The organism is Pseudomonas sp. G5001 (assembly GCF_013385475.1).
Lineage (GTDB): Bacteria > Pseudomonadota > Gammaproteobacteria > Pseudomonadales > Pseudomonadaceae > Aquipseudomonas.
In genome coordinates this window covers 155,970-170,163 of the sequence record NZ_JACAPZ010000049.1, presented here as the reverse complement: position 1 = coordinate 170,163, position 14,194 = coordinate 155,970, and the positions used below count along the sequence as shown (strand labels likewise).

Annotated in this window: 10 protein-coding genes; 5 read left to right on the top strand and 5 right to left on the bottom strand. The window is 59.7% G+C overall.

What is annotated here, in order from left to right; translation table 11 throughout:
• Positions 1-194: 194 nt before the first annotated feature.
• The 5 genes from pgi to HX805_RS30105 all read left to right on the top strand — a co-directional run bounded on the left by pgi (position 195) and on the right by HX805_RS30105 (position 8,913).
• Positions 195-1,859: a glucose-6-phosphate isomerase gene (gene pgi, locus HX805_RS30125; protein WP_003212168.1), complete on the top strand. Its 1,665-nt coding sequence runs from the start codon at positions 195-197 to the stop codon at positions 1,857-1,859.
• Between the two features lie 126 nt (positions 1,860-1,985).
• Entirely contained in the window at positions 1,986-3,923 is a 1,938-nt protein-coding gene (acs, locus tag HX805_RS30120) for an acetate--CoA ligase (RefSeq protein WP_177117576.1), read from the top strand.
• Between the two features lie 6 nt (positions 3,924-3,929).
• Positions 3,930-4,805: an oxygenase MpaB family protein gene (locus HX805_RS30115; protein ID WP_102604509.1), complete on the top strand. Its 876-nt coding sequence runs from the start codon at positions 3,930-3,932 to the stop codon at positions 4,803-4,805.
• 43 nt (positions 4,806-4,848) lie between these two features.
• A complete protein-coding gene (locus HX805_RS30110; protein WP_087693397.1) occupies positions 4,849-5,865 on the top strand; it encodes a class I SAM-dependent rRNA methyltransferase in 1,017 nt (338 codons plus the stop codon).
• Between the two features lie 108 nt (positions 5,866-5,973).
• Entirely contained in the window at positions 5,974-8,913 is a 2,940-nt protein-coding gene (locus tag HX805_RS30105) for a DUF748 domain-containing protein (protein WP_003212176.1), read from the top strand.
• A 226-nt stretch (positions 8,914-9,139) separates the two neighbouring features.
• Here the strand turns inward: HX805_RS30105 and HX805_RS30100 are convergent, their stop codons facing one another.
• From HX805_RS30100 to rbfA, 5 genes are all read right to left on the bottom strand, one after another.
• A complete protein-coding gene (locus HX805_RS30100; protein WP_003212178.1) occupies positions 9,140-9,760 on the bottom strand; it encodes a BON domain-containing protein in 621 nt (206 codons plus the stop codon).
• Between the two features lie 295 nt (positions 9,761-10,055).
• Positions 10,056-12,161, bottom strand: a complete 2,106-nt coding sequence (gene pnp / locus HX805_RS30095; protein WP_003212180.1) for a polyribonucleotide nucleotidyltransferase — start codon at positions 12,159-12,161, stop codon at positions 10,056-10,058.
• Positions 12,162-12,355: 194 nt separating this feature from the next.
• Positions 12,356-12,625, bottom strand: coding sequence for a 30S ribosomal protein S15 (rpsO, locus tag HX805_RS30090; RefSeq protein WP_003177875.1), 270 nt, complete (start codon positions 12,623-12,625; stop codon positions 12,356-12,358).
• 159 nt (positions 12,626-12,784) lie between these two features.
• Entirely contained in the window at positions 12,785-13,702 is a 918-nt protein-coding gene (gene truB, locus HX805_RS30085; protein WP_003212182.1) for a tRNA pseudouridine(55) synthase TruB, read from the bottom strand.
• Between the two features lie 3 nt (positions 13,703-13,705).
• The gene (gene rbfA, locus HX805_RS30080; protein ID WP_088423539.1) at positions 13,706-14,107 is read right to left on the bottom strand and encodes a 30S ribosome-binding factor RbfA; all 402 of its coding nucleotides are present in this window, start codon (positions 14,105-14,107) and stop codon (positions 13,706-13,708) included.
• Between the last annotated feature and the right edge of the window lie 87 nt (positions 14,108-14,194).

Below are 14,194 nucleotides of genomic sequence, written 5' to 3'. Positions count from 1 at the left end.
TGATCGGCCGGTATAAAAAAGTACCGGCCACAGCGCAGACAAAGCCAAGACAGATCGACACGCTAGGTTTAATGTATTCGCCCTACGCTCTTCGTTGGCGTTGACCGGAGCCTGTCATCTTCACAAAGACAGGACATTCCCGGCTTTCAAGTGTCCTAAAAGCAGTCCCAGCAATAAAAAGGAAACCCGCAGCGATGGCGTACTACCGCACTCCTCATGACGTTACCGCTCTGCCCGCCTGGCAAGCGCTCAATCAACATCGCCAAGCCATGCAGGATTTCAGCATGCGCGAAGCCTTTAATGCCGATCCCCAGCGCTTTACCCAGTTCACCTTGAGCAGCTGCGGACTTTTCCTCGATTACTCGAAAAACCTGATCACCAGCGAAACCCGCGACCTGCTGGTAGGCCTGGCCAAGGAAGTCGACCTTCAGGGCGCGATCAAGTCGCTGTTCAACGGCGAGCCGGTCAACTCTTCCGAAGGCCGCCCGGCGCTGCACACCGCACTGCGTCGCCCGGTGGGTGACAAGCTGTCGGTCAACGGCGTGAACATCATGCCGGACGTGCACAAGGTGCTGAACCAGATCACTGACCTGGTCGGCCGCATCCACGACGGCCTGTGGCGTGGCTACACTGAGAAGCCGATCACCGACGTGGTGAACATCGGTATCGGTGGCTCGTTCCTCGGCCCGGAGCTGGTGTCTGAAGCGCTGTTGTCCTACGCCCACAAAGGCGTGCGCTGCCATTACCTGGCGAACATCGACGGCAGCGAGTTCCACGAGCTGACCATGAAGCTGCGCGCCGAGACCACGCTGTTCATCGTCTCGTCAAAATCCTTCAACACCCTCGAAACCCTGAAAAACGCCCAGGCCGCCCGCGCCTGGTACCTGGCCCAGGGTGGCTCGGAAGCCGAGCTGTATCGCCACTTCATCGCCGTATCGAGCAACAACGCGGCGGCCGTGGCCTTCGGTATCCGCGAAGAGAACATTTTCCCGATGTGGGACTGGGTGGGCGGTCGTTACTCGCTGTGGTCGGCCATCGGCCTGCCCATCGCGCTGGCCATCGGCATGTCCAACTTCAAGGAACTGCTGTCCGGCGCCTACACCATGGACCAGCATTTCCAGACCGCTCCATTCGAGGCGAACATGCCGGTGCTGCTCGGCCTGCTGGGCGTGTGGTACGGCAACTTCTGGGGCGCGCAGAGCCACGCAATCCTGCCGTACGATCACTACCTGCGTAACATCACCAAGCACCTGCAACAGCTGGACATGGAATCCAACGGCAAGAGCGTGCGCCAGGACGGTACGCCGGTTTCCACCGACACCGGCCCGGTTATCTGGGGCGGCGTAGGCTGCAACGGCCAGCATGCTTACCACCAACTGCTGCACCAGGGCACCCAACTGATCCCGGCCGACTTCATCGTGCCGATCGTCAGCTTCAACCCGGTTTCCGACCACCATCAGTGGCTGTACGCCAACTGCCTGTCCCAGAGCCAGGCCCTGATGCTCGGCAAGACCCGCGCCGAGGCTGAAGCCGAGCTGCGCGACAAGGGCATGGACGAAGCCGAAGTGCAGAAGCTGGCACCGCACAAGGTGATCCCGGGCAACCGTCCGAGCAACACCATTGTGGTTGAACGCATCAGCCCTCGCCGTCTTGGCGCACTGGTGGCGATGTATGAACACAAAGTGTTCGTGCAAAGCGTCATCTGGGGCATCAACGCGTTCGACCAGTGGGGCGTGGAGCTGGGCAAGGAGCTGGGCAAAGGCGTCTACAACCGCCTGACCGGCACCGAAGAACAGCCTGCGGACGATGCGTCCACCCAGGGGTTGATCAACTACTTCCGCGGCCGTCACCGCGGTTGATGGTATCAGCACTACAATGAGGGTCTGAACCTGCGGGAGCGGACCCTCGTAGGAGCTGGCTTGCCAGCTCCTACGAGGGTCGCAAAGCTCCCCTCTTGTCGCAAAAAACAAGAATAAGGATCCCTCATGTTCGATATCAGCACGTTCCCCACCGCCGATGCCGTCCGCCGGGCTGCGCAACTCAGTCAAGAGGACTACCAGCGCCTCTACCGCCAATCCTTCGAGCAACCCGATACGTTCTGGGCCGAACAGGCCAAGCGTTTTCTCGACTGGACCACGCCCTGGCAGACCGTCCAGAAATCCGACATCAAGACCGGCGCCGCCCAATGGTTTGCCGGAGGCCAACTGAACGTCAGTTACAACTGCATCGACCGTCACCTCGCGCGACGCGCTGATCAGCCGGCCTTCATCTGGGAGGGCGATGATCCTGCGACGTCTTCCAAAATTACCTACCGCCAGCTCCACCAAAACGTCAGCCGCCTGGCCAACGTGCTGAAAAGCCGTGGCGTGAAGAAAGGCGACAGGGTGTGCATCTACATGCCGATGATTCCCGAGGCGGCCTACGCGATGCTGGCCTGTACGCGGATTGGTGCGGTGCATTCGGTGGTGTTTGGCGGATTCTCGCCGGACGCCCTGCGCGACCGCATTCTCGACGCCGATTGCCACACGGTGATCACCGCCGATGAAGGCGTGCGCGGCGGCAAGCCGGTGGCGCTGAAACAGAATGTCGACAAGGCTCTGGCCAGTTGCCCGGGTGTCAGCACGGTACTGGTGGTGCAGCGCACTGGCGCGGCAGTCAATTGGACTGAAGGGCGCGACCTCAAGTATCAACAGGCCCTGGATGCAGCCAGCGACGACTGCCCGCCCGAGCCGATGGATGCGGAAGACCCGCTGTTTATCCTCTACACCTCCGGCAGCACCGGCAAACCCAAAGGTGTGTTGCACACCACCGGCGGTTACCTGCTGCAGGCTGCGATGACCTTCAAGTACGTGCTCGATTACCGCGAAGGCGAAGTGTTCTGGTGCACCGCCGATGTCGGCTGGGTCACCGGCCACAGCTATATCGTGTACGGGCCACTGGCCAATGGTGCGACCTCGCTGATGTTCGAAGGCGTGCCGAGCTACCCGGACAGCTCGCGGTTCTGGCAGGTGATCGACAAACACAAGGTCAACATCTTCTACACCGCGCCGACCGCGTTACGCGCGCTGATGCGGGAAGGCCACGGCCCACTGGAAAACACTTCCCGCGCCAGCCTGCGCCTGCTGGGCAGTGTCGGCGAGCCAATCAACCCGGAAGCGTGGGACTGGTACTTCAATGCCGTGGGCGAACAACGCTGCCCGATTGTCGACACCTGGTGGCAGACCGAAACCGGCGGCATCATGCTCAGCCCGCTGGTCAGCGCCCAGCGCATCAAGCCCGGCTGCGCCACCCAGCCGATGTTTGGCGTGGTGCCGGTGCTGCTCGACGAGCAAGGCAAGGAAATCAGTGGCGCCGGCAGCGGCGTGCTGGCGATCAAATCCAGCTGGCCAGGGCAGATCCGCAGCGTGTACGGCGACCCGCAGCGGATGATCGACACCTATTTCAAACCCTACCCCGGCTACTACTTTACCGGCGACGGCGCGCGGCGCGACGAGGACGGTGACTACTGGATCACCGGCCGCATCGACGACGTGATCAACGTTTCCGGGCACCGCATCGGCACCGCCGAAGTCGAAAGCGCCCTGGTGCTGCATGATCAGGTCGCAGAAGCCGCGGTGGTCGGTTATCCACACGACGTGAAAGGCCAGGGCATCTATGCCTTCGTCACGCCCATGAATGGCGTCGAGCCCGACGACGCGCTGAAAAAGCACCTGCTGGACCTGGTCAGCAAGGAAATCGGCAGCTTCGCCAAGCCCGAGCTGATTCAATGGGCGCCGGCCTTGCCGAAAACCCGCTCAGGCAAGATCATGCGGCGGATCCTGCGCAAGATTGCCTGCAACGAGCTGGACAGCCTGGGAGATACATCCACACTGGCCGACCCGAGCGTGGTGGACGGCCTGATCGACAAGCGCCTCAACCGCTAGGAACCCATGGAATTCATTCGCAGCCGCATCGAAAACCAGCTGATGAGCCTGACCGGCTTGTCGCTGGGCCAACTCGACCTGGAGAACCCCAAGGGCGATCCGGGTCTCTTTGGGCCGAACTCGGTGAGCTGGAAGGTCCATGGCGACTTCAGCAGCATGTTGATCGGCGGCATCAGCGCGTTGATGTTGCAGGCATTGCACCCGCTGGCGTTGGCCGGCGTGTGGGACCACTCGAACTTTCGGCAGGACATGCTGGGGCGGTTACGACGCACCTCGCAGTTCATTTCCGGCACCACGTTTGGTTCGCGGCGTGACGCCGAATGGCTGATCGAGAAAGTGCGCACCATTCACCTGCAAGTGGTCGGCCATGCACCGGACGGCCGACCGTATGCCGCCAGTGATCCCGAGTTGCTGACCTGGGTGCATGTGGCGGAGGTCAGCAACTTTCTCGCGGCCCACCTGCGTTATCGCAACCCGGATTTATCTGCGAGGGATCAAGACCGGTACTACAGCGAAATCGCCCTGGTGGCCGAGCAATTGGGCGCGCGCCATGTGCCGCGTTCGCGCCAGGAAATTTCCGATTACCTTGAGCGTATCCGTCCGCAACTGCTGTGTGACCAGCGCAGCCACGAAGTCCTGCGCCTGCTGCTCAATGCGCCGTCTCCCAGCACCCTGGCCAAGCCGTTTGGCTCGCTGATGATGCAGGCCGGTATCGACCTGCTGCCGGACTGGGCCAGCGACATGCTCGGGCAGAAGCAAAGCCCGATCCAGCGCCAGATGATTCGTGCCGGGGTCAGGCGCAGCGCGCCGTTGTTGCGCTGGGCCATGCGCAATGGTTCGGTGCAGCGGGCCCACAGGCGAATGGGCCTGCTGGAGCCATAACTGTTAAACTCCCGCGCCCCAATTACTCTGCAAGGCGCGCACTATGTCTTCCTTGAATCAGGCGCTGCGCGCCGCCCTCGATCATCGCCAGGACCTGCTCGCCGAGCTGCATGCACAAGGTACCGATTGCTATCGCCTGTTCCACGGCAGCCAGGAAGGCGCCGGCGGCCTGACGATCGACCGCTACGGCCCACAACTGCTGGTGCAGAGTTTTCACCAGTCGCTGGAAAGCGACGACCTGTTGCACCTGCATCAAGCAATCAACCAGCACCTGGGGCTTGAACTGCTGCTGGTCTACAACGACCGCTCCCGGGGCAACTCGCGCATCGACCGTGAAGACACGGTTTACCGTGCCGAGCCCGCAGCCCTGGAAGACCTGGTCGGCCACGAATGGGGCCTCAATTACCGCGTGCGCGGCCGCCATGCCGGGCAAGACCCGCTGTTGTTCCTGGACCTGCGCAACACCCGCGGCTGGGTCAAGGCAAACAGCGCCGGCAAAAGCGTGCTGAACCTGTTTGCCTACACCTGCGGCGTAGGCCTGAGTGCTGCTGCCGGTGGCGCTCGTGAGGTGTGCAACCTGGACTTTGCCGAGGGCAACCTGGCGGTCGGTCGCGAAAACGGTCAACTCAACCCGCAATTGCCGACGATGGAATTCATCCAGTCCGACTACTTCCCGGCAATCCGCCAGCTGGCCGGCCTGCCCATCAGCCAGCGTCGGGGGCAGAAGCTGCCGAGTTACCCGCGCCTGGAGCAGCGTCAATACGATCTGGTACTGCTCGACCCACCCGCCTGGGCCAAGAGCGCCTTCGGCACCGTCGACCTGCTGCGCGACTACCAGAGCCTGCTCAAGCCGGCGCTGCTGGCCACGGCCGACAACGGCGTGCTGATCTGCTGCAACAACCTGGCGAAAGTCGGCATGGACGACTGGCGTGACCAGGTCCTGCGCTGCGCGGAAAAGGCCGGGCGCCCGGTGCGCGACTGGCAGGTCATGACACCCGGCGCAGACTTCCCGTCCCACGACCAGCAACCACCGCTGAAGACCCTGATCCTGCAACTGTAGGACTTGTCCCAAAAGGGTCAGGGCGCAGTAATAAAGGCCCGGCTCTTCGGAACCGTAAACCCGTGCCATACTCCAAGGCACTCTTGATTGACATAGATGGCGTCACATATGCCCAAAGGATTGATTCGCGCCGCTGGCGCCTTGCTGACCGCCCTTGCCCTGTACAGTTTGCTGGGCTTCCTGATTCTCCCCGGTATTGCCCTTCGCGTGGCCAACCAACAGTTGGCCAACTACGCCACGGTGCCGGCGCGTGTCGAGCGTATCGAGCTCAACCCGTTCAGCCTCGAACTGACCGTGTGGGGCCTGAATATCGGTGAGCCGGGCAAGGAGCAAGTGGCCTTTGAACGCCTCTATGCCAACCTGCAGATCGACAGCCTGTGGACCCGCGCCCTGCACCTGGCCGACGTACAACTCGACAAGCCCAAGACCGAGCTGCTGTTCGACAAATCCGGCCAGCTCAACCTGGCGCAGCTGTTCAAACTCCCGGCCAGCGAACCGACACCAACCGATCCGAACGCCAAGCCATTCCCGCTGCGCATCGATAACATCAAGCTGGCAGGCGGCTATGTGCACTTCCAGGATTTGCGCCCGAGCGAGCCGATCGAGTTTCTCTACGACAAACTCGATTTCGAGCTGAAAAACCTCAGCACGCTGCCCGATGACAACGCCGACATGACCCTGGTAGCAGCCGGCCCTGAAGGCGGCCAGATCGACTGGACCGGTAACTTCAGCCTGATCCCGATCGCCTCCGAGGGCAAACTCAAGGTTACCGACGGCAAGATGAAAGTCTGGTGGCCGTATGTGCGTGACGCGGTGCCGCTGGTTCTGGAAGACGGCATCCTCAACTTCAGCACCGACTACAAGCTGAGCCTGGCCAAGGAAACCGAGCTGAACCTGACCAACGTCGCCCTGAGTGTCGCGCCGTTTGCGATCAAGGCACCGGATGGCCGGCCGCTCGCGCGCCTGCAGAAGCTGGACGTCAGCGAAACCACCGTGGACCTGGCCAAACAGCAAGTGATCGTCGGCAAGATCCGCAGTAATAAACTCGAAACCTGGGCCGCCCTTGAAGCCGACGGCCAGTTGGACTGGCAGAAGCTGTTTGCCAGCCAACCGAGCAAACCTGCAACTGCACCCGCAGCCGAGCCAGCCACCGCACCCGCTACCGCCGACTCGCCAAAACCTGCACCGGCAGCGCCGAGCAAGCCTTGGCAAGTGCTGCTCAAGGACGTGCAACTGCGCGACTATCAAGTGCATCTGGCTGACCGCTCGGCCAAACCGGCAGTCGCCCTGGAAGTCGGGCCGCTGAACCTTGACCTGCAGGGTTTCGACAGCCTTAACCAGAGCCCTTTTACCCTCAAGCTCGATACCGGCGTAGGCAAACAAGGCAAGCTCGAGGCGACCGGCCAGGTCAACCTGAGCCCGGTCAGCGCCAAGCTGAAAGTGGACACCAAAGACATCGACCTGCGCGTCGCCCAGTCCTATATCAGCCCATTTATCCGCCTGGAACTGCGTAGCGGCATGCTCGGCAGCAACCTCGACGTGAACCTGAAAAGCACCGCCCCCCTGGCATTCCAGGTGACCGGCCGGGCCCAGGTCGACCAGTTGCACACCCTGGACACCATGAAGACCCGCGACTTCCTCAAGTGGCAGCGCCTGGTGCTGGAAGGCGTGAATTATCAACATGGCGACAGCCTGTCGATCGACAAGGTCAACCTGTTGCAGCCCTATGCGCGCTTCATGATCAACGATGACCGCACCACCAATATCGATGACCTGCTGATCCCGCAGCCGGCCAACAGCCCCGGCAAGTCTGCGGCGAAACCTGCGGCCAGCAAAGAGAAGCCCCTGGGCATTCATATTGGTCAAATTGCGATCAACGACGGCTCGGCCAACTTCGCCGACTTCAGCCTGACCCCGAACTTCGCCACGGCCATCCAGCAGCTCAACGGCCAGATCGGCACCATTGACAGTCGCCAGGCCAAACCGGCGAGCGTCGACGTCAAGGGCAAGGTTGACCGTTATGCACCGGTCACCATCAAGGGCAGCGTGAATCCGTTTGACCCGATGGCCGCACTGGATATCGCCACCAGCTTCAAACGCGTCGAACTGACCACCCTGACGCCATACTCGGGCAAGTTTGCCGGGTTCCGCATCCGCAAGGGTCGGCTCAACCTTGACCTGCATTACGTCATCACCAAGGGCCAGTTGAAGGCCGAAAACAAGGTGGTGGTCGAGCAACTGCAACTGGGTGAGAAGGTCGACAGCGCCGACGCCGTGGACCTGCCGATTCGCCTGGCGATAGCCCTGCTCAAGGACTCCGACGGCAAGATCTCGATCGAACTGCCGGTGACCGGCGACTTGAACAACCCGCAGTTCAGCGTCATGCCGATTGTCTGGCAGACCCTGCGCAACCTGGTAGTGCGTGCGGCCACGGCGCCATTCAAGTTCATTGGCGGCCTGATCAGCGGTGGTGGTGCCCAAGACCTTGGCAACGTGTCGTTTGCCGCAGGCTCGAGCGAGCTGAGCAAGGATTCCCAGTCGGCCCTCGACAGCCTGGCCAAAGCCCTCAAGGAGCGCCCTGCGCTGCGCCTGGAGATCGAAGGCACCGCCGCTGCCAGCAGTGACGGCCCGCTTTTGGCCGCACAACGGCTGGAACGCGAATACCAGTACAACTACTACAAGATCCTCCAGCGCCGTGGCGACAAGGTGCCGGCCCAGGCGTCGCTGCTCGAAGTACCGGAAAAGGAAAAGGCGCCGCTGCTGGAAGGCATCTACCGCACCCGCCTGAAACAACAGCCTCCGGCCGAATGGAAAGACCTGAGCAATGACGAGCGCACCGCCAAGCTGCGGGACGGTGTGATCAAGTTCTGGAGTGGCAGTGACGTGTTGCTGCGCCAACTGGGCCAGGACCGCGCCAGCGCGATCAAGGACTACCTGGTAGACAAGGCGCAGCTGGAAGATGAGCGGGTTTACTTTATCGATGCAAACCTTGGGGAAGCGGAGAAAGATGGTCGGGTGGTAACACCGATGCATCTGGATGCCGAATAAACCGGCACCCGCTGAGTACCTGTGGCGAGGGGGCTTGCCCCCTCGCCACAAGAGCCTCGCTGACCTCCCCACTTTTCTACCCACAATAGAACAGGCCCCGACACAATTGCCGGGGCCTGTAATGACCACATCCGTGTGGTCGGTCGCATGAACCTGTGAGGTGCATTGAGCGGATATCTAACTCGCTCGTGGCCGCCTCCGCCTAGCTCAGGCGATTCGTTAAGCGTTACTCTGCTTTCAGGCCGTCGGCCGATACAGCTTTAACGCCTTTGATTTTCTTGGTGATGTTCACCGCGGTGGTTTTCTGCGCTTCAGTCACTGCGACGGTCGACGACAGGGAAACTACACCTTTGTTGGTTTCGACTTTGATGTCGGTGCCAGGAATACCTTTCTCGGTTACCAGGTCAGCTTTCACTTTGGTGGTGATCCAAGTGTCCGAGGTGGACTCTTTGGCACCAGCAGCTGCGCTTTTGGTTTTGTCGACGTTATCAGCCTTGGTAGCGCCGCCAGCCATCAGGCCGTCAGCCGAAACTGCGGTTACGCCTTTGATTTTCTTGGTGATCGCTACAGCAGTAGCTTTCTGAGCGTCAGAGATAGCAACTGTCGAGGACAGGGAAACCACACCTTTGTTGGTCTCAACCTTAATGTCCGAACCAGGAATACCTTTCTCGGTCAGCAGGTCAGCTTTGACTTTGGTGGTGATCCAGGTATCCGAAGTGGACTCTTTAGCCTTGGTGACTTCACCGGCCGCCAGCGTCATAGGGGCTTGGGAAGTCTGAGCAAAGGCTACGTTAGCACCCATGGCCAGGGTCAGAGCGGTAGCAGTAGCGAGAGCGAACTTCTTCATACGAGTAACTCCTGTTTTATTAAAAGTCTGCAGTACGTAAACCTTGATGCTGCAGCGTTAACAGGGATATTGCAGACAGTGTGCCAACTCGATGCGAACAATTAAATCCTTATAAAACAATACGTTATGAAAACAGGTGATTTTCGGAATCGTGCAACTTGCATGAAGACGAACGTGCCTGCATGCAAGTTGCGGCTTTTGGGGTATGGCTAAACGCCTGATTTCGCGACAGTTTCCCGCAGGCATAAAAAAAGGACTCCGAAGAGTCCTTTTTCAGCTTGCAGCGACGGGGTGATTAAACGCCCGAAGCCTTGGCTGCTGCTACGTCCTTGATGGACAGCTTGATACGGCCGCGGTTGTCCACGTCCAGTACCAGCACTTCCACTTCCTGGCCTTCTTTCAGGATGTCGGTCACTTTCTCAACGCGAGCATCGCTCAGCATGGAGATGTGAACCAGACCGTCCTTGCCCGGCAGGATGTTGACGAATGCGCCGAAGTCGACGATGCGCTCAACCTTACCGACGTAGATCTTGCCGATCTCGGCTTCAGCAGTGATACCCAGGACGCGCTGACGTGCCGCTTCAGCCGCTTCCTTGGTTTCGCCGAAGATCTTGATCGAGCCGTCGTCTTCGATGTCGATCGAAGCCTTGGTCTCTTCACAGATCGCACGAATGGTCGCGCCGCCTTTACCGATAACATCACGGATTTTGTCGGTGTCGATTTTCATCGCGATCATGGTCGGAGCATTTTCCGACAGTTCGGTACGGGACTGGCCAATGATCTGGTTCATCTGACCGAGGATGTTCAGGCGCGCTTCCAGGGCTTGGCCCAGAGCGATTTCCATGATTTCTTCGGTGATGCCCTTGATCTTGATGTCCATCTGCAGCGCGGTAACACCTTTGGCGGTACCGGCTACTTTGAAGTCCATGTCGCCCAGGTGGTCTTCGTCACCCAGGATGTCGGTCAGGATGGCGAACTTCTCGCCTTCTTTAACCAGACCCATGGCGATACCGGCAACCGGTGCCTTCATCGGTACACCGGCATCCATCAGAGCCAGGGAAGCACCGCAGACCGAAGCCATGGAGCTGGAACCGTTGGACTCGGTGATTTCCGACACAACACGAATGGTGTACGGGAACACGTCGGCGGCAGGCAGCATGGCTGCAATCGAACGACGGGCCAGACGGCCGTGACCGATTTCGCGGCGGCCAGCGCCACCCATGCGACCACACTCACCTACCGAGAACGGAGGGAAGTTGTAGTGCAGCATGAACGGGTCTTTTTTCTCGCCTTCCAGGGTGTCCAGCAGCTGTGCGTCACGGGCAGTACCCAGTGTTGCAACAACCAGGGCCTGGGTTTCACCGCGGGTGAACAGGGCCGAACCGTGGGTTTTTGGCAGAACGCCGACTTCGATGTTCAGCGGACGTACGGTGCGGGTGTCGCGGCCGTCGATACGTGGCTTGCCGTTAACGATGTTTTCGCGAACGGTGCGGTATTCGATTTCGCCGAAGGCTGCTTTGACTTCGCTGGAAGAAGGCTGGCCTTCTTCACCGGAAAGCTTGGCAACAACCTGGTCCTTCAGTTCACCCAGGCGAGCGTAACGGTCGGCCTTGATGGTGATGGTGTAGGCGTCGGAGATAGCGGTGCCGAACTCGGAGCGGATAGCGCCCAGCAGTGCGGTAGCTTCTGGCTGAGGAGCCCAGGTCCAGGTTGGCTTGGCAGCTTCAGCGGCCAGCTCCTTGACAGCGTTGATCACAACCTGGAACTCGTCGTGAGCAAACAGTACAGCGCCCAGCATCTGGTCTTCGGTCAGCTCTTTGGCTTCCGATTCAACCATCAACACGGCTTCCGAAGTACCGGCAACGACCATGTCCAGGCTCGAAGCTTTCTGTTGTTCGTAAGTCGGGTTCAGCAGGTAGCCGGTGCTTTCGTGGAATGCAACACGGGCAGCGCCGATCGGGCCATCGAAAGGAATACCGGAGATGGCCAGGGCCGCCGAGGTACCGATCATCGCAGCGATGTCCGGATCGGTCTTCTTGCTGGTGGAAACGACGGTGCAGACAACCTGCACTTCGTTCATGAAGCCTTCTGGGAACAGCGGACGGATCGGACGGTCGATCAGTCGGGAAGTCAGGGTTTCTTTCTCGGAAGGACGGCCTTCACGCTTGAAGAAACCACCAGGGATCTTACCGGCAGCGTAAGTCTTTTCCTGGTAGTGAACGGAAAGAGGGAAGAAGCCTTTGCTTGGGTCAGCGGTCTTGGCGCCTACAACGGTCACCAATACGGTGACGTCGTCGTCAACGGTAACCAGCACTGCACCGGAGGCTTGACGGGCGATACGGCCTGTCTCGAGGGTAACGGTCGACTGACCGAACTGGAATTTTTTGATAACCGGGTTCACGGTGTCCTACCTTCTTTGTGGCTCTTGGGGAACTTGTCTTCTTGCGAAATTCTTGGGCAATGTCGGGAATCGGCCCAACGCCTGTCCAGGGTAAAACGTGTATCCAGATAAAACTTGAGGCTGGAAGCCTGCCATGGGCCAGCGGGAAACCCACTGACACACGACAGCCAACCAACCTCTAGCGCAATCGCTTATTAGCGACGCAGACCCAGGCGACCGATCAGAGTCTGATAACGACCCAGATCCTTGCCTTTCAGGTAGTCCAGCAGCTTACGGCGCTGGTTTACCATGCGGATCAGACCACGACGGGAGTGGTGATCTTTACCGTTGGCCTTGAAGTGACCTTGCAGCTTGTTGATGTTGTGGGTCAGCAGTGCAACTTGCACTTCTGGCGAACCAGTGTCACCAACAGCTTGCTGATAGTCAGCAACGATTTGTGCTTTTTCTTGAACGTCGAGAGCCATGAGGCAATCCTTTTTTCAGGAAACCACCCAAAGGGCAGTTTCAACAGGCCAGGGACAAATCCCTGTATCTAAAAATGAGTAGTGACCATGCCTGCTAACAGCCACCCTCGTTCCAGTTTGAGTAAAAGCTACTGCGCTTTTACCACAAACTGGTTTCGGTCATTCTGACCGAATCAGTCGACGCGGCGCGATGCGCCCGTCTTCGCTCACTTCACCGATACCGATAAAGCGACCGTTGTGATCTTGTACCCGCACCATGCCGAACTTCGGGGCATCCGGTGCACGTACCGGCTGGCCGTTAAGCCAGTAGAACGCGCTGTGCTCCGAGAAGTGCAGCAATGGCCAATCCAGTAAACCGCTGTCCGATGGCATCAGGAAGCGATCAACCGCTTCGTTGCCGCCTTCGGCATGCACTGCTTCCAGCTCTTCCAGCGTGACCGTCTGGGCCAGGGTGAAAGGGCCTGCCTGGGTGCGTCGCAGTTCTGCAACGTATGCGCCACAGCCTAGTTGCTCACCGATATCTTCCACGAGGGTGCGGATATAGGTGCCTTTGCTGCAGTCCACCGCCAACCGGGCAGTGTCGCCTTCAGCGGCGAGCAATTCCAAGCGCGCAATAGTAACAGAACGCGGTTCGCGCTCCACCACTTCCCCTGCACGTGCCAGCTTGTAAAGAGGCTGGCCATCACGCTTGAGAGCCGAGTACATCGGCGGTATCTGACTGATTTGCCCACGAAAAGCAGGTAAGGCAGCTTCGATATCAGCACGACCAACGGTCACCTCGCGAACCTGCAAAACATCACCTTCGGCGTCTGCCGTGGTGGTGGTCTTGCCCAGTTGCATCAGGGTCTCGTAGCCCTTGTCGGAATCGAGCAGGTATTGCGAAAACTTGGTGGCCTCGCCGAAGCACAACGGCAACACGCCGGTGGCCAAGGGGTCGAGGCTGCCGGTGTGCCCTGCCTTCTCGGCATTGAGCAGCCAGCGAACCTTCTGCAACGCCGCATTGGAGGTAAAACCAATGGGCTTGTCGAGCAGAATGATGCCGCTGACATTACGACGGATACGTTTGACCTGAGCCACCGATTACTCCTTGGCGTCTTCAGGCGTGGCGGATTCCGGGTGCTGATTGTCTTCAGCCACGGCCCGCTCGATCAGTGCCGACAGGTGCGCGCCACGCACGACACTTTCGTCGTAGTGGAAGTGCAACTGAGGAACGCTGCGCAGCTTCATTTCACGGGCCAACTGCATGCGCAGGAAGCCTGCGGCAGAGTTGAGCACCTTGATGCTTTGCGCGATTTCTTCGCTACTGTCCTGGCCCATCACGGTGATGAAGATCTTGGCGTGACCAACGTCACGGCTGACTTCAACGGCGGTGATGGTGACCAGGCCAACACGTGGGTCTTTTACTTCACGACGGATCAGCTGTGCCAGCTCACGCTGCATCTGATCGCCGATACGTTGGGTACGGCTGTATTCTTTTGCCATGTCTTGTTACCTGTTGCTGCCACACGGTGAAACCCGTGGGGTCTGAAAGCGGCAAACGCCCGGCCTGACAAAAGCCAGACCGGGCGT